This window comes from Halodesulfovibrio aestuarii DSM 17919 = ATCC 29578 (genome assembly GCF_000384815.1).
GTDB lineage: Bacteria > Desulfobacterota > Desulfovibrionia > Desulfovibrionales > Desulfovibrionaceae > Halodesulfovibrio > Halodesulfovibrio aestuarii.
Map to the genome: position 1 here is coordinate 641477 of NZ_ARQF01000020.1, position 20166 is coordinate 661642.

Consider the following 20166-nt stretch of genomic DNA (forward strand, 5'->3'; position numbering starts at 1 on the left):
GAGCACGCTGATCGGGCACAAAAACTTTCATCCCGCCGTATTTTGATTTCCACTTGTAGTAAGTGGCTTGGCTTACAGAGTGCCCGCGACAAACTTCAGCTACCTTTCTGCCGCCTTCAACTTCTTTGAGAATCCGAATTATCTGACTTTCAGTGAATCGAAATTTCTGCTGCGTTCCTATCCCCTTAATAAGATACAGGTTAACGAAAATCTCTTCTTTCGGCTGATCTTATTTTACGGGAGGTTTACATGCCCCCTTTATCCCATGCTTCGCGGCAAGAAGTTCTACTGCGCGGTGTCCTGCGCCGGAGGCAGTTCCCAGATGGAATGTTCTGTGGAAAGTCTGAAAATTTTCACCAGAAGTTTCAGCGGAGCTAAGGAAAAAGGTGTCATGTCCGTCACCAGAGCATGGGACGAAGGAGCTGCCACAGGGAGCCACGCATTCCATCAGGCATATACGTTGGGGGTAAGCTCCTGAACGAACAAATCTAACTATAATAATTCTGAAAAATATCTCTTACACTAAAAAAGCCGCTCCTTTTTTGACCATAGTTACAGTCAAAAAGGAACGGCTTTAGTATATAACGTTACTATCTAGTGTACGGCGCTATTATTCTCTCACAACAACTAACCGCGCTATATCAACAAATTACTCTACCGTAACGCTCTTCGCAAGGTTGCGCGGCTGATCAACGTCCTTACCAAGGTAGTCAGCAGACTCATAGCTAAACAACTGTAATGCCGGAAGTACTAAAAATGATGAAAGCGGGTAAACGCAGTCCGGAAGAACCCATTTATGTTTTACAGAAAGATCGGAGTTAGGGTTGGTCAATGCAATTACATCACCTGCGCGCGCCTGAACTTCTTCAAGATTAGACTTAACTTTAGCAAAAAACTTATCATTCAACGCAATGGCAAATGTTGGAAACTTCGGATCAATAAGAGCAATAGGGCCGTGTTTCATTTCTCCGGCAGCATACCCTTCAGCATGAATATACGAAATCTCTTTCAATTTGAGCGCGCCTTCCATCGCCAAAGGGTATCCGACACCGCGACCAAGGAAGAAGAAACTCTGAGCCGTAGAGTATTCGCGAGCCAGACGTTTTGCTTCTTCACGAATGCGCGGCAATTCCGCTTCCAGCAGATCTGGAAGCTTGCGGAGACCGCCAAATATTTCACGGCGCAGTACATCATCAAGCAAGCCTTTACGATCTGCCCATGCAAGCCCCATAAGCAGGAGAACAGCCATTTGGGAACACATAGCTTTGGTAGAGGCAACAGAAATCTCAGGGCCGGCCTGTGTATACACTGTAACGTCAGATTCGCGTGCTATGGATGAACCAATTACATTACAAAGGCCAACAACCGGAACCCCCTGCTCTTTCGCGATACGAAGTGCAGCAAGAGTATCCGCGGTTTCACCGGACTGACTGATAACCAGAACCACATCGCCTTCATTAAGAATAACGTCGCGGTATCTGAACTCAGAAGCGATTTCAACGGAAACAGGAATATGCGCCCAGCTCTCAAAAAGATGCTGCGCCCACATACCGGCGTTAAAACTTGTACCGCATGCAACAATGTGCAAGCGTTTTGGAACAGGCATTGCGCTCAATTCCGGCAAAACAGCTTCCTGCTTCTGCCAATCGACCCGACCGGCAAGACAATCTTTCACAACCCGAGGTTGTTCAAAAATCTCTTTCAGCATGAAATGCTTATAACCGTCTTTTCGGGCAGACTGCACATCCCATTCAATGTGGTGAACTTCTTTCTCAATCGGAGCAAGTGTTCGTGCGTCTTTTACGGTCCAGCTATTCGCATCAATGCGTACCATTTCCCCGTCTTCAAGGAAAACGACATTACGAGTGTAGGCAAGGAACGCCGGGACATCTGAGGCGACAAAGTTTTCTCCCTGTCCAACCCCCAGAACAAACGGACAAGCACAGCGTGCACCGTAAATAACACCCGGGTTGCTCGCTTCCATAACAAGAACCGAATAGGCTCCATCTGCCTCGTTTACTGCCCAGCTAAGCCCTTTTTCAAGGGAACCGGTCTGCTTAACGCCTTCAGCAATGAGATTGCAAAATACTTCAGAATCAGTATCAGAACGGAATCCGTACCCTTTGGCCGTCAAACGTTCTTTCAGTTCCTGATAGTTCTCAATAATACCGTTATGAACAATCGCAAGCGATTCATCCCATGAACTATGTGGATGGGCATTGCGTTCAATCGGTGCGCCGTGTGTTGCCCAACGGGTATGTCCCATGCAAGAGGTAGCGAGCGAAACATTCATAGATTCAAGCTTAGATTCAAGATTGATAAGCTTGCCTTCTGCCCTGACAGTTGTGAGCTTTTTGTTTTGAACAAAAGCCACTCCAGCAGAATCATATCCACGATATTCGAGGCTTCTCAGTCCTTCAATTGCAAGGGGAACAGCAGGTCTATGGCCTGTATACCCAATAATTCCACACATATATACGTCTCCTATTATCGAGAGATTTAGTCTATTTTCCAATGATGTATATGCTTTCTAAACAATAGGCAAGAAACGCACACAGTCTCTACAGTAGTCGGAAACAGTAATATTAACTACTTGTTATAGAAATATATTTGGAAATATTCTTTCCGTTTTTCTCCAAATTCACACAAACAAGTCTCCAACAACCTGCAACCACATTAATGCGTTCAGACAAAGGAAACAATGTGTGTTCACCTCTTCAGCATAAAAATCATACAATTGTACCCTGCAAATATGCTCTGCTACGAGCTCACCTTAACGTCATAACGATATTGCGCGTCATCCACTTTTTTACAGTACTCCGACACTGAAGTTACTACGAAAACTAAACGCCCCCTTTTCAACGAACCTCCCCTGAACATAAAAAGTATTCCACTCATTTTGTTACCAGTATGAGTATACATTTTTCAACTCCAGAAACAATAATTGTTCCTGCCTATTCAGAATGGCAGAAATATATGATGGGAAATCCCCCCTTTTTAGCGAAACGCGAGGTGATGATATGGGACAGCGAGTACCAGATATCGACTTCCAACTCGTCCGCCGAGGCGATTTAGCAATTGAATCGATGGATCGAGCTGTTCAGGCAACAGGCATAAAGCAATGCTATCCGTACAGAGCACGGTGGCAATGGATGCGTCGTCTTTACTTGCAGGGACGTGCTACGCCATCGCTTCTACGAACGTTCATTATACGGCTATCACGACATACTCCCTACTCTTTACGAACCTTAATGGATCTTCATATCCGTTCCGGAGTTGACCTTGTCTGCCCGGTCATGGACGAAAAAGGCCGCTTTGACCTATAACAATTCAACATTATAGAACATTTCGCAGGGCTATCGTTTTTACGGTAGCCCTGCTATTGTCTCAACAGTAGAATAGACTATATACTCGCTTGTTTGTGATCACTAACTTGTGTACTTTCCTTGGCTCAAGCTTTCCTATCTTTGTTGAATATATTAGGAAGAAGTTGCTGACCACTGCGTAATTTTTTCACAGTGCCACCGCTATTTCAATTTTAGCACACTACAAGAGTCACAGGTCGTAAGGAGTCTTACATGATTTATACTATCTCAACGCTGGTTAACAACCAGCCGGGTGTTGTTGCAGACGTTACAGCTGTATTTAGAGATCGTAACGTAAATTTCAAATCCATTTCCTGTGCAGAGACAGAGGAATTTGACGTTTCCCAACTTGTTATTACTGTTGATTGTAACTCTGCTACTATCAAAACTCTTATTGAAGACATTGCGAACCTCGCTGCGGTATCTAAAGTAGATACCCTTGAACGTAATGACTTTGTTGATCGCCAGATGGCACTTATAAAAGTTGGCTTTACTAAAGACACTATGACTCAGGTAATGCAAATTTTTGAAGTGTTCCGTGCAGATGTTGTAAGCATGGGGCAGGAGACCATCACCATCGAAATTACAGGTGATGAAGACAAAGTTGACGGTCTTATAAAGATGCTACGCCCGCATGGCATCCGCAGCCTATGCAGAACCGGCGTTGTTGCTCTTAAACGTGGCGACGAATAAATAGGCAGGAGAAATACACTATGCCTATTAATTCCCTTCAGTCCCTTGCAGAGTACATTATTGAAGGCCACGTTTGTGCAAAACTCGCAGTTGCATCTTGTGCGGAAGGTTTTGTGCTACGTGCATGCGTAGAAGCAAATGCAAAAGGAATTGCAGAACCAATTCTTGTTGGCGACTTAGAGCTTGCAGAAAAACTTGCTGCGGAACGTGATCTTGATCTTTCCCCATTTGAAAAATATCACGTACCGGATCCAACCGAAGCTGTGGCTAAATGTATTGAGCTGGTCAAGAACGGCCATGCCAGCGCCATTATGAAAGGTAAAGTTAATACCGACATACTATTACGCGGTATTCTTAATAAAGAGACCGGAATGCCCCCAAAAGGGGTTCTTTCCCATGTAGGGCTCTTCAACGCTCCGAATGCTGACCGGCTCATGATAGTTACTGATGCCGGGATCAACATTGCACCAAACATGCAACGTAAAGTTGATATTGTTAAAAACGCATTGCGTGTTGCAAAAGTACTCAAAATTGAGCAGCCCAAAGTTGCAATGCTCGCAGCAACAGAAAAAGTTATTTACCCTGCAATGCCCGCAACCCTCGATGCCCAGATGGTTGCAAAAATGGCTGAACAGGGCGAATTCGGCAACGCTCTCGTTGCCGGTCCGTTTGCACTCGACCTTGCCGTTTCTATGCGCGCTGTTGAATGCAAAGGTGTCGACAATCCGGTGGCAGGCAAAGCAGACATCCTTGTTGCGCCGGACATCGAAAGCGGCAATATCTTATACAAGTCGCTTACCGCACTCATGAATCTGGATATGGCCGGCATGGTTGTCGGCAGCGAAGTACCTATTGTACTTCCATCTCGTGGTGATACTGACCGTACAAAATTCTATTCTATTGCACTTGCCATTACTATGGCTATGGGTGAAAAGGAGTCGCCTTAATGGCTGAGCGTATTCTGGTTATTAATCCGGGTTCAACATCTACCAAAGTTGCTGTTTTTGATGGGGAAAAGGAACTTTTCTCGCACACGGCAGAACATGAAAAACATGAAACCCTTGCCTTTAGCGCTGCTATGGAGGAAATGGAACTTCGACGCAGTACTATTAAAGCAGTTCTCAAAAAATATGGCATGGACACCATAAAATTTGATGGCGTTGCGGGCCGTGGAGGACTTCTGGCTCCTATGCAGGGAGGCACATGGAATGTCACGCCTGCCATGCTGTCCGATCTAGCTTCCGCTCGATATGGAGAACATGCTTGCAACCTTGGTGCCCCCTTAGCACTGGAATTCGCAAAAGAACACGGAGTAAAGGCATATATTGTCGACACCGTTGTTACAGACGAAATGGACAGCCGCGCCCGTCTCAGTGGTTTACCGGAACTTCCACGCCGTAGTATTTTTCATGCCCTTTCCCAAAGGGCTGCTGCACGAAAGGCAGCGGGACAACTGGGAAAGCAGTATTCAAACTGCCGCTTTCTTGTATGTCACATGGGCGGTGGAGTATCCGTAGCCGCACACCGTAACGGTAAAATTTGTGACGTAGTCAATGCGCTGGAAGGAGACGGACCATTTTCACCAGAACGAACCGGTCGTCTACCAGCTCTGGGTGTACTTGATCTCGTCAAAAATGGTATCTTTACATACGAAGAGTTACGTTCACGTATTCTCAAAACAGGCGGCCTTTGGGCTCACTTGGGCACAAATGACTTGCGCATTGTAGAAAAACGTATGGCCGAAGGCGATACGAAAGCACAACTGGTATTTGAAGCTCTTACATACTGCATTGCGAAAGAACTATCAGGACTTATTCCTGCACTTATGCATCTTGACGAAGGTGAAAATGCACCTGTTACCATTGACGGTTTTGTGCTCACCGGTGGCATGGCAAACAGTAAAAAGCTCATTGAAACTATTATAAACAATCTGCCACCGCTTGCTCCTGCCTTCATCTTCCCCGCTGTGGAAGAGATGCATGCACTTGCGGGTGGCGTTTTACGCGTACTTCGAGGCAAAGAAACCGCACGAGACTACACAGGAACTCCAAAAGATTTACTATAATTCACAACGCATTGATTTTCCTTCATATTTCTACTAATAAGCATGAATACGGTTCCCGTATATTACGGGACCATAATTTAACACCGTGGGGCAGACATGGGTTCATCAAAAGAACTAATTCTTCATAACGCACGCCAACTCTTCGCAGATAAAGGCTTTAAGGGCACAACTGTGGCCCTTATTGCGCAGCTTTCGCACGTGACAGATGCTGCTATTTACAGACACTATAAATCCAAGCAGCAGATATTTGATCAAATTATTGAAGAACTCATTACTGAGTATAAGGGCATGCTTAATGAGATAAAGGCTCGCCAGAAATCCGGCTATTGCCTTTTAGAGACACTCATTCATGACGTTGTGTCTTTCGTCAATGAACATGAAACTGGATACAAAGTTATCCTTACCACATACGCGACAATTCCAAGCGCTAAGATTGCTATGGACAGTGTCACTGATGCACTGAAACAAACTATCGTTGCATGTCTTGAGCGAGGCATCAAGGACGGTACAGTTCGCGAAGACATTGAAGTAGACAGCACTGCTGAAATCATCACCTGGCTACTTGCGGGGCTTAACCGCCGCCGCATCTTCTGGCCTGAACATGAGCAGATTTCAGACGCTGCTGTTACTTTTTGTCTTAATTCCATCAAGGGCTTTTAGACAGCACGATTTTTGCGCATAAAAAAAGGAGAGCTGCATAGCTCTCCTTTTTTTTTAATTAACTTTTTTTCCGTATTTTCTGTCCCTGCATGCGGCTATGTATAAATTCCTGATACTTTTGCTCTTGCTCATCCGTAAGCACATCATTCAATTCTTTTCTATAACGCTGGTGCTGTTCTAAGATATCTATCTTGATTTCCCTCTGCTCTTCTTTATCGTCTGCTTCAGAAAGTGACTTAAAAAGTGGTTCCATCTCTGCATCTCTGCGTATAATGATATCTTTGATTTTTGCCTGCTGATCCGACGTCAAATTCAGCATAGTTGTCAAACGCTCTACACGTTGCTCCGGAGTCTTTTTACTATGTGGATAATCTTTAGCAAAAGCAGAAGAACACAACGCTACCGCCAATACAGCCACACACACCATCAGCAATCTTTTCATACCAGCCTCTCATTATATAAATTTATGCAGCAAACCTTGCCGAATTCACATCTCAGGCTAGTATGTAAGGATAACGGATTGTTGTCATAGTATTTTCATGAAACTAATCAGTTACATGATCAAGATGTTCCAAGAGTTTTTCCGCAACATACTCTGGATCAAGTTCAGTAAGACACTTGTAGCCAATAGAACATGAGGTGCTATTACACGGGCAGCAATCTATGTCGGAATTCACTGTAAGATGCTCCTTAGACGGGAACCGCCATGAGTCACTGCTTGAACCAAGGGCAACAAAAGTAGGTGTGCCAACCGCAACAGCCATATGGCGAGGAGCAGAACAGTTACCGAAATGAAGCACACTCCGTTCCTGACAAGCGGCGACTTCACGCAACTGCAAGCTTGGCGAAGGTACAATAACCGCTTCCGGTGCATCACAGTTACTCAGGATTTCATCAAAAATACCTTCTTCACCGGGACCGGCCAATAAAACGAAGCGCAACTCCTTACGCCTGTTAGCTAGGATACTGATGACCTTTGCGAAATTTTCAGCAGGATATTTCCGTCCGAGGTCATGGTGGGTAGCATCAATAGTGATCAACCTATGTTCAGCGGTTACTCCCCACTCCTTCAAACGCGCAGACATTGCCTCGCGTTCTTCTTCTGTAAGAAACAGCTTTGGGGTCGTGCAGTTCCACTTAATTCCAAGCGGTGCAAGAATCGCAGTTTTAGACTCCGATGCATACCCACTTTTCGCTTTAGTGAGATGAGTATACCCGATGTCGTTAATCCATGAGGAATGATAGCTTAATTTTACAGGTGCATCTGTGAGATAAGAAATCCAGCGTACTCGTGGAAGGTGTTGTAGCCCTACCATCAAATCAAATCCTTGCTGGGCAACTTTTTTGTAAAATGCAAATTCTTTAATAATGTTAGATAATTCTTTTTTATCCAACGCCCATATTTTAGAAATATACGGGTTATTCTGAAGAACAGGGACACATTTTTTTTCTGTAAAATAATGAATCTCTGCATCAGGATACTTCTGGGCAAGCAACTCAGCCACTGGTGTGGAGAGCATAACATCGCCAATTTGCCGAAGCTGACAAACAAGAATTTTTTTTACTTTCGCGGGATCTAAGATAATGGTGCTGTCAGTCACAGATACTCCAAATGATAAATGCAATAATTTATATGCGACCTGATAATATAATGTCCTCGGCAAACATCGTCAACGCGTTCTATGCATCTACTTATTCCAACAAAATGTCACAGTAACGACCTGATAACTCCTGCTCACCTAAGTAGCTAAATCAACATTATTGCTGTGAACTGTATAAAATCAATACAGTTTTCAGCTTTAAAAAGTGACTGCTTGAGTATAAGGTTTTCTTAATTTCACACCTCACTGTTGACATGGCAACAAAAAAGCTGCCATGACTTGACGCGTTAGCAACTGCTATTTCAATCTAACTAACCATTCATATCGCCCTAAGAAGGACTGTATGCCGAAATATATATTTCCTGCGCTTATTCTGAGCATCTTACTGTGCTCTGCATGCGCTCCTTTTGCACCGACACACACCATACAGCCTCAAGTTCGACTCGATAAACCGTATTCAATTCAAGTTGCAGGGCAAAAGTCCGACAAATTATGGTGGGAAAGCTTTAAAAGCACGGAGCTAAATGCGCTTATTGAGCAGGCACTATCCGATAACTTCAGTATTACTATTGCCTACGCCCGGTTAAAACAGGCAAGCGCCAACTTAGAACGCGCCGGTGCTGACCTGTATCCAACGTTGGATATCACAGGCGGAGCTAAAGCGGGACGAACCGGCACAAAAGAAAATACCGGAAAACCTAGTTACTACGACGACACACAGCAATATAAACTTGGTGCTGCAGCAGCCTACGAGGTTGACCTGTGGGGGCGCATTGAAGCCCAACGTAGTGCCAGTGAACAAACGTTCTATGCAACCCGGGCAGATCTTGATGCAGCAGCCGTCAGCATTGCAGCCTCCGTGGCCGAAACATGGGTTGACTTGCTGCGGGTTCGCGAAGAAATCGCTATTCTTAATGAACAGATTGAAAACAACAAGAAGCGACTGGAATTTCAGGAGCTGCGTTTTATAAACGGGCTTGCAGAATCTGTAGACGTATTGCAGCAACGCCAGATTCTGGCATCAAGCCAATCTGAGTTACCGCTACTTATCGCAAAAGAACAAGTGCTCCTTAACGCACTTTCTGTACTGATCGGGAGCACGCCGCTGGACCGTCCTACAATTATCCAGAAAGAATTACCGAAGCTTATTGCTTTGCCGCCAACAGGATTACCATCAGACCTGCTGGTAAACAGACCTGATGTCCGCTCTGCCGGATACCAGTTATTCTCAGCAGAATGGAGCGTTGCTGAGGCAAGAGCGAACAGGCTACCCCAGTTTACACTCAACGCAGACGCAGCGTTCAGCAGCAGCGTTGCCGCAGTGCTTTTCAACAACTGGGCAACTACCCTTGCCGGTAACATTATGCAGCCGTTGTTAGATGGCGGCCTACGAGCTTCGGAAGTTGCCCGAACTCGCGCAGTCGTGGAAGAACAGGCAGCGTTATATAGCCAGACAGTCTCAGAAGCGATACAAGAAGTTGAAGATGCGCTTATAAATGAAGAGCAGCAGCAGGAGTACTTACGGCTCATAGCAGCACAGCGTGATGCTACTGCAAAAACACTTGAAGATGCCCAGCTGCGTTACCTTCAAGGACAAAGCGGCTACTTGCCTTTGCTGCAGGAAGTCTTAAACGTACAAAGTCTTGAAAGACAAATGATCCAACAGCAAGCAGAGCTTATCAAGCTCCGGATATCGCTGTATCGAGCACTAGGGGGCGGCTGGACATACAGCCTTGCACATGTCCAGAAGTCTTCATCTGATGATCAAAATGAGGGGATATAACCGGTATGCAGAACAATCCTACATCCCGAAAAACCGTACTTATCAACGCCGTCGTTTTCACTCTCATGATTACGCTAGGTATTGGCGGCTATATGTTTTTTATGGGTTCCAAACCCAAAGTTGCTAAAAAAGCAGCTATCAAAAAAGTTGCTGCTGTTACAGTTCGCCACCTTGAAAAAGGTAGTGTCTCTATGCAGATAAAAGGAACAGGGGTCGTAATCCCTGCACGGGAAGTTGAACTTAAGCCGGAGGTCTCCGGGACAATTGCATGGACTGCTCCCCAATTTGCTGCTGGCGGCATTATTAAAAAGGGCCAAGTAATTCTTCGTATCGACACTCGCGATTATGACATTGCGCTACGAAAAAGCAAAAGCACTCTTGAAACTGCCAAAGCAGACTTAATGATGGAAGAAGGACAACAACGCGTGGCCAAAGAAGGCATACGCCTTTTAGATGAAAGTAAAAGTGCCGCCAAATACAGCACAGCACTGGCACTACGTAAGCCGCAACTGATAACAGCGAAGGCTGAACTTGAAAAAGCTAAAGCTGACGTCGAGCTGGCAGAACTTAATGTCTCTCGCTGCACGCTACGCGCTCCATTTGATGTTATGATACAGGAAACCGGTGCGAACCTTGGCTCCCGTGTCACCACTTCCTCTACTGTCGCCACTCTGGTAGGCATCGACGAATATTGGGTTGAAACCGCAGTCCCTGTGGATCGCCTTGAAAATCTCGGCTTGTCCCGTAACTCAATTACCGCAAAAGTTGTCCGCCAGGGTGGTACTTCCCAATGGGCCGGCAAAGTGTTGCGCCTTACGGGGACACTTACAGAATCTACCCGCCTTGCGCGTGTTATCGTCTCCATTATCGATCCGCGCGGCCTAAGATCTCAAAATTTTTCAATGCCGCTCATGCTCGGCGATTATGTTGACGTCATAATTGAAGGCAACACAATACAATCTGCCTATAAAATCCCCAGAGACCTTGTACATAATGAAAACGAAATATGGGTATATACGGATGGGAAACTAACCATCCGAAAACTCAAGATTGTCTGGAAAACTCCTGAGGCTGTTTACGCTACAGACGGCATTACTGAATCTGATGCAATTGTGGCTTCTAATCTAAACAATGCATACTCAGGTATGGCTCTTGCTCTCGACTCAGGCAGTGCCCCGACGGTTGCGGAACAACCGAAAGAGGAAAGTCAAAAAAAGACAATTAATAACTCTGACAATAGTGCCCGAAACGGCAACAAAGTCGCAACTGCGGAGTAACCTATGCAAATGTCTCCTCTTGCTTCGCAGCACCGCAAGCCAATATCGCCGGAACCGGAAAAGTCACGCGGCCCTGTGGCATGGATGGCAGGCAACTCTGTTGCAGCCAACTTACTTATGCTCATCCTTCTCATCGGTGGCCTTGTTCTCGGTTCCAACACCACACAGGAAGTTTTTCCGGAAATCGAAATGGATGCTGTATCCATAACCATTGCTTATCCGGGAGCCAGCCCTGAAGAAATTGAACGCTCTATTGTGCAAGCTGTTGAGGAAGCGATTGAAGGCATTGAGGGCATCGAAGACATCACCTCTACTGCCAACGAAAACAGTGCAACAATTCGGGCGGAACTACTCGACGGAGCTGATGTTGACCGCGTATGGCAGGATATAAAAACAGAAGTCGACAGAATAACTACGTTCCCTGACGAGGCAGAAGACCCGCGCATCACCATCGATGCCAGAAAACGCAGTGTACTCACCCTTGTTATCAGTGGGAATGTTTCTGAGCTGGTATTACGTGATTACGCAAACCAGTTGGAAGATGCCCTACTAAGAAGCCCTGAGATTACACAGGCTGATGTCTCCGGTGTGCGAGATTTGGAAACTCATGTTGAAATCTCACGCAACACCCTTCGCAAATACAATCTCACCCTCACCGACGTTGCCAGCCAGATCAAAAAGGCATCTGTTGAACTTGGTGGTGGTAGTCTTAAAACTACACAAGGCGAAATCCTTGTACGAGTATCAGACCGTAAGCTTGTAGCAAAAGACTTTAAACGTATCCCAATTCTTACGGACAAATACGGAGCCTCCATCTATCTTGGAGACATTGCAAAAATTTGGGACGGATTTGAAGACACAGATGAATGGAGCAGTTTTGACGGTAACCGCGCTGTCTCTGTTGACGTCTACCGGATCGGCTCACAAACCCCGATGAGTGTTGCAACGGCTGCGCTTGATGTGGTCGAAGAATTCAAGACAAATCTGCCTCCGGGTATGAAAGTCGGCTCGCACCACAACCGCTACATAATATTCCAAGACCGCGCAGAGCTGCTTCTCAGCAATGCGTATATCGGTCTTGCGCTGGTATTCATATTTTTGGCGCTGTTCCTTGAAATCCGTCTTGCCTTCTGGGTAAGTCTCGGTATTCCGATATCATTTTTCGGAGCATTTGTATTCCTGCCGTTTACCGACTTCAGTATCAACATGATTACCATGTTCGCTTTTATTATCACTCTCGGTATTGTTGTGGACGATGCTATCGTTGTAGGCGAAAACGTCTACTACCACAGAAATTTGGGAAAAAGCAGGCTACAGGCTGCTATTGATGGCGCAAAAGAAGTGATTATGCCGGTAACGTTCAGTGTTCTCACAAACATTATCACGTTCCTTCCATTATACTTTGTACCTGGCATAATGGGAAAAATTTTTAAATACATCCCCGTGGTAGTAGGATTTGTATTTTTAATTTCACTCGTTGAAAGCATATTCATTCTGCCCGCCCACCTTGCACACGGCAGTGAAAAATCACGAATTCCAGGGCTTGGTTGGCTCATACGATTCCAGCAACGCTTCAGTAACCGTTTTGAAAAATTCATTGCCAATCAGTTCGGTGCGTTCATCAGCAGGCTTATTACATACCGTTATGCAGTTCTCGGAAGCGCACTGGCAATCCTGTTTATTACTGTAGGATTTGCTTTATCCGGCCGACTGGGCATGGTTCTTTTCCCGACTGTTGAGTCTGACTATGCCTACAGTTCAATCACAATGCCATACGGAACACCTGTTGAACGCATAAAGGAAGTTGAAAAGCAACTCTTTACATCCGCAAATAATGTCATCAGCAACAACGGCGGTGAAAAACTCAGCACTGGCGTATTCACCGATATCGCAAACAACATACTCACGGCACGTATTTACCTTACACCGCCAGACTCACGTCCTATATCCACATCAAAAGTTACGGCTCTGTGGCGCAAAGCTGTCGGTACAGTTGACGGTGCAGAAACCGTAGATTTTCTTGCTGACAGAGGTGGACCGGGATCCGGTAAGGGCGTCACTATTCAGCTCTCGCATCGTAACATCGCCATGCTTGAAAAGGCAGCAACAGAACTGGCCGAAGCTATGTCGCTGCTCAATGGCGTGAGCGATATAGATGACGGCAATGCACGCGGAAAACGCCAGTTCGACATCAAACTGCTCCCTGCAGGTGAAGCGGCCGGACTTAATTCCCGTGAAGTTGCAAACCAGTTGCGTAACGCCTTCTACGGTGCTGAAGCTCTCAAACAACAAGTAGGACAGGATGAAGTAACAGTACGAGTACGTTTGCCAAAAGCAGAACGCGCATCCGTTGCAACATTCGATGACCTGATACTCACGCTTCCAGACGGTGGTGAGATGCTGCTGCGCGATGCAGCACGTATAACAAGAGCATTCGCCGATACCTCCATCACACGAGAAAACGGCAAACGTATCCGGAGTGTCGCAGGAAACGTTACCCCGCGCAATCGTTCAGAACAAGTTATTGCCTCTGTCAAAAGCGATATATTACCTGAACTTCTTCAAAAATACCCGGGGCTAAACTATTCTCTTGAAGGAAAACAGGCAGATATGCGGGACAGCATCCAAAGTCTTGTGAAAGGGCTGCTTCTCACGCTGCTTGCCATTTATGCATTGCTTGCCATTCCGTTCAAAAGCTACACACAACCACTTATCGTACTGCTATCTATACCATTCGGCATGGTCGGTGCGATCATCGGCCACATGGTCATGGGCTACTCTCTCAGCCTTATGAGTATGTTCGGCCTCGTTGCTCTGTCCGGCGTTGTCGTAAACGATTCACTCGTGCTGGTTGACTTCACAAACCGACTGCGACGCGAAGGATACACGCCACAAGAAGCTGTCATCTCAGGTGCGGTCAAACGATTCAGACCAATTTTGCTGACTACCATCACAACATGCGGTGGGTTGGCACCAATGATTCTGGAAACGTCAAGGCAAGCACGATTCCTTATCCCGATGGCAATTTCTCTCGGGTTCGGCATCTTGTTTGCCACGCTTATTACACTTGTGCTCGTACCGTGCTTCTACCTCGTGTTTGAAGACATAGCGCAGCTTGTTTCGGCCAAAAGTTCACATGCGACAGACACCACAGCCGCAACAGAGCATCCAGTGTAGGGAATCTGTTATGACCTTTCAGCGGCTAGAGGATACTGGATATTGCAGCTAGCTGTACTCTCTTATTCGTCGGGGCCCACTGCCGCTTTAAAAAAGGAAGCTTCTGGACTCTTCTAAAGCTTTTGCTAGCGAGCCAGCCCGCTCTGACACAGTATTGCTGATTATACTCTACTATTATTCATAAAATAAAGGCTGTCCTTCATACGAAGGACAGCCTTTATTTATTCAAAGAGTGAGAGACGCCACGTGAAATATCTACTAACGAATATCCACCGCATAATAACAGTGTTGGGAAGATGGGTTGGGGGAATAAATAAACAACTAGGTCCGACTACCGAACGATCTATTATTCCTCAATTAAAAAACAGACAGAGGTGCTGTGAGCTTCAAGAAACTCCATAGACTTTGGAAACGCATCTTCCGCGTGCGGCTCGAGGGTTGCGCTTGGCGTGAGTTCATTTTCCGCAATGTAATCAAACAAATCGAGAAGCGGGATAGAGCCTTCGCCGAGGGCAAGATGTTGATCTGCTGAGCCATCGTTGTCGTGCAAATGAAGGTGGCCGAGGCGCGACGAAAAAGCATCAAGCCATTCGTATAGGTTATTACGCTGCGCCCCTTTAGCAAAGGAATACCAGTGCCCCACGTCAAAACAGTGGGAGACACGACTGGCAGGCAACATTTGCACAAGATCGACAAGAGGCTTCGGTACCAGTTCAAAAGTGTTTTCAAGAAAAAATGGAGAGTTCGATTGACTTTCACGAAGCAATAGAGACCATGTTTCGAAAGAACGAGAAAGCCACTCTTCGTAATAAGGAGCGTGCTGCCCCGCTTCATATTTAGGATGCCCAACAAAATGAGTTGGTTCGTAAGCTTGTGAAAATTCGAGCGCCTTTAGCAGCGTTGCACGGGTTGCGTCGAGAATATGGTCGTTTAAACTCCCCGGTGCCAAGTCAAAAAAAGGAAGATGAATCCCACAGGAAAGCCCGGCTTCTGCGAAGCGTAATGCGGTTTTCACATGCCAGTCCATGTCAAGATATTGAACCGCATAGGTATCCATGCCCAGTTCTGGAGACACTCCTTGTGCAATCAGCATATCAATATATCGCGGTTCATTAGCAGCATAACTAAGCGGCAAATTTACAAACAGGCTCATACCATTCAACCCTTTTTTTTCATCCAAAGACAACTCATACACATAGTCTCTTTTCGTGTGCAAAAAACACCGTGAAGTTATATTTTACACAGTTTCTTTTCAAGACACTACCTTGGAAAAAAATTGAAACTATTGTCGACTGCTCCGTTGGACAATAAATCCTACTTTTTTTGTATATTTTCGCACAAAATATTTTTTTATTATCTTTTCAGACTGTTACACACAAAAAACCATACCTCGCCCACTCCCTTTCTCTTGACGAAATCCTATAAATACCCTACCCCGTCGGTATGATAATAACTCATACCAGATCGGTAGGCTTTCTAGCCTCCGGTTTACTGAGTTATCAGGCCTCGTATTTTTTACGTTGCCTGTGCAACCGCATACATATCCAGACTGCCACAGTGCCCTTAGGCCGCATGGCCAGTTCTGCGCGGTTCTGCTTTTCTCTTGAAGTTGGGGAACTTTTCAGGAGACTGATGGCTAAGGGGTGTCTGAGGACAAGTTAATATTTCATCGAAAGGACTGCCACTATGATGAAGGGAAAATCACTGCTTCGCTGGGCGGGCATGCTGATGGTTGTAGCGCTTGTATCGGTCGTCGGTATCGAAGCGCGCAGCTCTAGTGTAACAGCTGCTCCTGCCGAGCAACATGCTGATATCATAAAAATTGATGTTATCGGCAAGCTGGGTGATATGGAATTGCCAGCCGTTACGTATCGACATGATTTGCATACTGATGCGCTGAAAAAAATGGATAAAGACTGTGCTACCTGTCACGACAGCGACAGCAACGGCAGCATGAATCTTACTTTTAAAAGAACTGATGATATGTCTGCTAAACAGTTGCAGAATTTATATCACCAAAACTGTGTAGGTTGTCATGCTGACATGGCTAAAGCCGGTAAGGACACTGGTCCTCTGGAAAGCGAATGTCGTTCATGTCACAATCCTAAGCCAGATATGGTTGCAGAACGCCAGCCTATCGAAATGGATAAATCCCTGCACTTCCGCCATATTTCTTCCAAAAAACTTGCTGTTTCACAACAGGACAAAAACTGTGGCGCTTGTCACATGAATGTTGATGTTGTTGCCGGTACCGCTAGTTACGTAGCAGGCACCGAAGACAGCGATAACGGCTACGGTGACGGCTTTGTAAAATACAAAAGCCCTAAATCCGCAGCACACAGCAGCTGTATCAGCTGCCACAAGAACGAAGCAAAGAAAGACACCGCATTTGCAGGTCCTGTGACCTGTGCTGGATGTCACAGCGCTACTGCTCAAAAAGAAATGAAGAAAGTAACTCCTGAACGTCTCGACCGCGGTCAGCCGGATACTCTTCTCATCGTTCCGAACACTGCTGCTGAAAAAAATATCGCACCTGTGGCATTTGACCACAAGTTCCATGAAGCCAACGTAAAAGATTGCAGCACTTGCCACATCAACGGCATCGGCAATGACAAAGACGGATTCAAACCACTCTACAGCGACATGCACGACGCTAAGTCTTCTGCAAGCTGTGTCGGTTGCCACGCAATGCGTATTGCACAGAATCCTTCCTGTGAAGGCTGTCATACAATGGTTCCTGTTCAGAACTTCAACGAACAGTCTTGCGCCACTTGTCACAACGCTAACGGCGTTACCGCTGAACAAGCAGCTAAGATGAGCAAAAAAGAACGTAGTGCAGTTGCTGCATCCGTTATTGCTGCTCGCGAAGCAGGTGCTGTTACTTACACCGCTGAAGATATTCCTGAATTCGTAAAAATTGACGCTTTAGCAGACACATACGAAGCATCCAAAATGCCGCACCGCAAAATCGTTGAAACTCTGCTCAACGCAACTGCGGACAGCAAGCTTGCTGGTAGCTTCCACGCTGAAAAAGGCAAAGTCTGTCAGGCCTGTCACCATCAGAGCCCTATCAGCATTAAGCCACCAAAATGTCAGAGCTGTCATAGCGAAGCTTTCAAAAAAGGTGACCGTCCAGGTCTTAAAGCTGCATACCATCAGCAATGCATGACCTGCCACACCGAAATGAAAATTCAGAAGCCACAGAACACTGAGTGCGCAGGCTGCCACGCCGCACGCGCTAACTAGGAATCAAGGAGCAATTATGCATCGCAGAAAATTCCTAAGCCTGCTTGGCGGCGCCGGTATTGCTTCCACCTTGGGAACTACTAAGGCAAAGGCTGCCAGCCACGCTGCATTTGACGGATATCCTGACGCCATGGGCGTACTTCACGACAGCAGCCGTTGTATTGGTTGTCGTAAATGTGAAGAAGGATGTAACACTGTAAACAACTTCCCGAAACCAGAGAAAAAGTTTGACGATCTCTCTGTTTTGGATACTAAACGCAGAACCAACGCCACCGCGCACACTGTAGTTAACAAATACAATGTTGCCGGTCTGGATCACCCTATCTTCCGTAAACAGCAGTGTAACCACTGTATGGAACCAGCATGTGCATCCGCATGTTTTGTTAAAGCGTTTACCAAAAACCCTGACGGCTCCGTTACATACAACGGCGACGTTTGTGTTGGTTGCCGCTACTGCATGATCGCATGTCCATTCTCCGTTCCTACTTTCGAATACGAAGATCCTTTAGATCCACTCGTTCAGAAATGTACTATGTGTCACCCGCTCATCAAAGAGGGCAAGCTCCCGGGCTGTGTTCAGGCATGTCCTAAAGAAGCACTCACCTTTGGTAAACGTTCTGACCTGATTGAAATTGCACGTGAACGCATCCGCAAGCATCCTGATCGTTACGTAAAGAAAATTTACGGCGAAAAAGAAGCTGGCGGAACCAACTGGCTCTACCTTGCTCCGGTAAAACATACCGAACTTGGCCAGCCTGTAGTTGGTAAAAAGGCCGCTCCGGAACTTACCGCTGGAGCTCTTGGCGCTGTTCCAATGGTAGTAGGTATTTGGCCTGTATTGCTCACCGGCGCATACGCAATCAGCAAGCGTAAAGAAAAAATCGCTGCTGAAGACCAGAAAGCCGCTGTAGCTCAGGCTGTTTCTGAAACTCAATCCGCTGCGGAAGACAAGCTTAAAGCTGCAATGGAAAAAGCTGCTAAAGACAAAGAAGCTTCCATTGCTCGTGAAACTAAAAAAGCTGTCGCCAACGCTGAAAAAGAGTTTGAAGAAAAGCTTGCTGCACTCCAGAACCCTGAGAGCGAAGAAGTAGAAGAAAGCTCCAAGCCTGAGGGAGATGCATAATGAGTAACGATCAAAAAAAATTCTGGCATGCTGGAAATATCCTTACCGCTATCATTCTTGCCGGCGGTCTGGTTCTTACTTTCCTGCGTTTTTATAAAGGTATCGGCGCCGTAACCAACCTCGATGATAACAACCCTTGGGGTCTCTGGATCGGTTTCGACCTTATGTGTGGTGTAGCACTGGCTGCCGGTGGTTACGTAACCTCTGCATCCTGCTACCTCTTCGGCATGAAGCACTACCATTCTGCAGTGCGTCCTGCCATCACTACTGCTTTTCTTGGCTACTTCTTCGTAGTTGTAGCTCTTCTGTACGACTTGGGTCACCCTTGGAGACTCCCGTACCCACTGGTATACTCTCAGGGCACAACCTCCCTTCTTTTTGAAGTAGGTCTGTGTGTATCCCTTTACGTATCAGTTCTTTTCATTGAGTGGTCTCCTGCAGCACTCGAATGGCTCGGCATGCGCAAGCTTCGCAATCTTGTAATTAAGCTTACATTGCCTCTCACCATTATGGGTGTTGTTCTTTCCACCATGCACCAGAGCTCACTTGGCGCGTTGTTCCTCATCGCACCGGGCAAGCTGCATCCGCTTTGGTACTCCAGCTTTATGCCGGTATTCTTCTTCATCTCCTCCATGGTAGCTGGAACATCCATGGTAATCTTTGAAGGAACTCTCGCTCATAAAGGTCTGCACCATATGATGGACGACACACACCTTAAAGAAGCACACGGTGTGGCTTTCGGCTTTGCAAAAGCTGCCTCCTTCATTCTTGCCGGTTACTTCTTCATTAAGTTGTTCGACATCACAATGGACAACGACTGGAAATACCTTGCTACCGGCTATGGTGTTATCTTCCTTATTGAAATGTTCGGTTTTGTACTGCTTCCTTCTTTCCTCTACGCAATCGGCGTACGTGAAAAGAACCTGAAGATTGTACGTATCGCGTCCATTTTCGGCGTACTCGGCATTGTTGTAAACCGTTTCAACGTGAGCATGATTGCGTTCAACTGGCAGCTTCCTGCTTCTGAACGTTACTTCCCGAGCCTCATGGAAATCGGCATTTCTATTTTCGTTGTGACACTTATTATCACAGCGTACCGCTTCATCACTACCCGGATGCCTGTTCTGTTCGAGCATCCGGAGTACAAAGACGCTCATTAGTCCGGAGGTTAATACT

At 46.2% G+C, this 20166-nt stretch carries 15 protein-coding genes and 1 pseudogene; 11 read left to right on the forward strand and 5 right to left on the reverse strand.

Features of this window, described 5'->3' with window-relative positions; genetic code table 11:
- Positions 1-25 precede the first annotated feature (25 nt).
- Together F461_RS19045 and glmS are read right to left on the reverse strand one after the other, a co-directional pair.
- Positions 26-181, reverse strand: a pseudogene (locus tag F461_RS19045) (transposase); the annotation flags it as partial.
- A 468-nt stretch (positions 182-649) separates the two neighbouring features.
- The gene (glmS, locus tag F461_RS0108850; protein ID WP_020000798.1) at positions 650-2473 is read right to left on the reverse strand and encodes a glutamine--fructose-6-phosphate transaminase (isomerizing); all 1824 of its coding nucleotides are present in this window, start codon (positions 2471-2473) and stop codon (positions 650-652) included.
- Positions 2474-3020: 547 nt separating this feature from the next.
- Between glmS and F461_RS19185 the strand changes: the two genes are divergently transcribed.
- The 5 genes from F461_RS19185 to F461_RS0108875 all read left to right on the forward strand — a co-directional run bounded on the left by F461_RS19185 (position 3021) and on the right by F461_RS0108875 (position 6783).
- The gene (locus F461_RS19185) at positions 3021-3326 is read left to right on the forward strand and encodes a hypothetical protein (RefSeq protein ID WP_143154775.1); all 306 of its coding nucleotides are present in this window, start codon (positions 3021-3023) and stop codon (positions 3324-3326) included.
- 252 nt (positions 3327-3578) lie between these two features.
- A complete protein-coding gene (ilvN, locus tag F461_RS0108860) occupies positions 3579-4058 on the forward strand; it encodes an acetolactate synthase small subunit (protein ID WP_020000800.1) in 480 nt (159 codons plus the stop codon).
- A 20-nt stretch (positions 4059-4078) separates the two neighbouring features.
- Positions 4079-5005, forward strand: coding sequence for a bifunctional enoyl-CoA hydratase/phosphate acetyltransferase (locus F461_RS17565; RefSeq protein ID WP_020000801.1), 927 nt, complete (start codon positions 4079-4081; stop codon positions 5003-5005).
- The gene (buk, locus tag F461_RS0108870) at positions 5005-6123 is read left to right on the forward strand and encodes a butyrate kinase (RefSeq protein WP_020000802.1); all 1119 of its coding nucleotides are present in this window, start codon (positions 5005-5007) and stop codon (positions 6121-6123) included. Before F461_RS17565 ends, buk begins: the two co-directional genes overlap by 1 nt.
- A 96-nt stretch (positions 6124-6219) precedes the next feature.
- Complete coding sequence (locus F461_RS0108875) at positions 6220-6783, forward strand: TetR/AcrR family transcriptional regulator (protein WP_020000803.1); 564 nt, start codon at positions 6220-6222, stop codon at positions 6781-6783.
- Positions 6784-6841: 58 nt separating this feature from the next.
- On the opposite strand, the gene F461_RS0108880 is transcribed toward F461_RS0108875, so the two are convergent.
- On the reverse strand, positions 6842-7225 hold the full coding sequence (locus tag F461_RS0108880) for a Spy/CpxP family protein refolding chaperone (protein WP_020000804.1): 384 nt from the start codon (positions 7223-7225) through the stop codon (positions 6842-6844).
- A gap of 103 nt (positions 7226-7328) precedes the next feature.
- On the reverse strand, positions 7329-8384 hold the full coding sequence (locus tag F461_RS0108885; RefSeq protein WP_020000805.1) for a glycosyltransferase family 9 protein: 1056 nt from the start codon (positions 8382-8384) through the stop codon (positions 7329-7331).
- 343 nt (positions 8385-8727) lie between these two features.
- Here F461_RS0108885 and F461_RS17570 point away from each other — a divergent pair, with 343 nt between their 5' ends.
- Genes F461_RS17570 through F461_RS0108900 form a run of 3 tightly spaced genes read left to right on the forward strand, consistent with a single transcriptional unit; the run spans position 8728 to position 14621 of the window.
- Positions 8728-10167 (forward strand): efflux transporter outer membrane subunit, encoded by a 1440-nt coding sequence (locus F461_RS17570; protein ID WP_020000806.1) that lies wholly within the window; start codon positions 8728-8730, stop codon positions 10165-10167.
- Positions 10168-10172: 5 nt separating this feature from the next.
- Positions 10173-11444 (forward strand): efflux RND transporter periplasmic adaptor subunit, encoded by a 1272-nt coding sequence (locus F461_RS0108895; RefSeq protein WP_020000807.1) that lies wholly within the window; start codon positions 10173-10175, stop codon positions 11442-11444.
- 3 nt (positions 11445-11447) lie between these two features.
- Positions 11448-14621, forward strand: a complete 3174-nt coding sequence (locus F461_RS0108900) for an efflux RND transporter permease subunit (RefSeq protein WP_020000808.1) — start codon at positions 11448-11450, stop codon at positions 14619-14621.
- A gap of 346 nt (positions 14622-14967) precedes the next feature.
- Here the strand turns inward: F461_RS0108900 and F461_RS0108905 are convergent, their stop codons facing one another.
- The gene (locus F461_RS0108905) at positions 14968-15801 is read right to left on the reverse strand and encodes a sugar phosphate isomerase/epimerase family protein (RefSeq protein WP_235633757.1); all 834 of its coding nucleotides are present in this window, start codon (positions 15799-15801) and stop codon (positions 14968-14970) included.
- 506 nt (positions 15802-16307) lie between these two features.
- On the opposite strand from F461_RS0108905, the gene hmcA reads away from it, so the two are divergent.
- Genes hmcA through hmcC form a run of 3 tightly spaced genes read left to right on the forward strand, consistent with a single transcriptional unit; the run spans position 16308 to position 20150 of the window.
- Positions 16308-17867, forward strand: a complete 1560-nt coding sequence (hmcA, locus tag F461_RS0108910) for a sulfate respiration complex hexadecaheme cytochrome HmcA (RefSeq protein ID WP_020000810.1) — start codon at positions 16308-16310, stop codon at positions 17865-17867.
- Between the two features lie 16 nt (positions 17868-17883).
- Entirely contained in the window at positions 17884-18990 is a 1107-nt protein-coding gene (gene hmcB / locus F461_RS0108915; protein WP_020000811.1) for a sulfate respiration complex iron-sulfur protein HmcB, read from the forward strand.
- A complete protein-coding gene (gene hmcC, locus F461_RS0108920; protein ID WP_020000812.1) occupies positions 18990-20150 on the forward strand; it encodes a sulfate respiration complex protein HmcC in 1161 nt (386 codons plus the stop codon). The genes hmcB and hmcC overlap by 1 nt, the downstream gene beginning before the upstream one ends.
- The last annotated feature ends 16 nt before the right edge of the window (positions 20151-20166 follow it).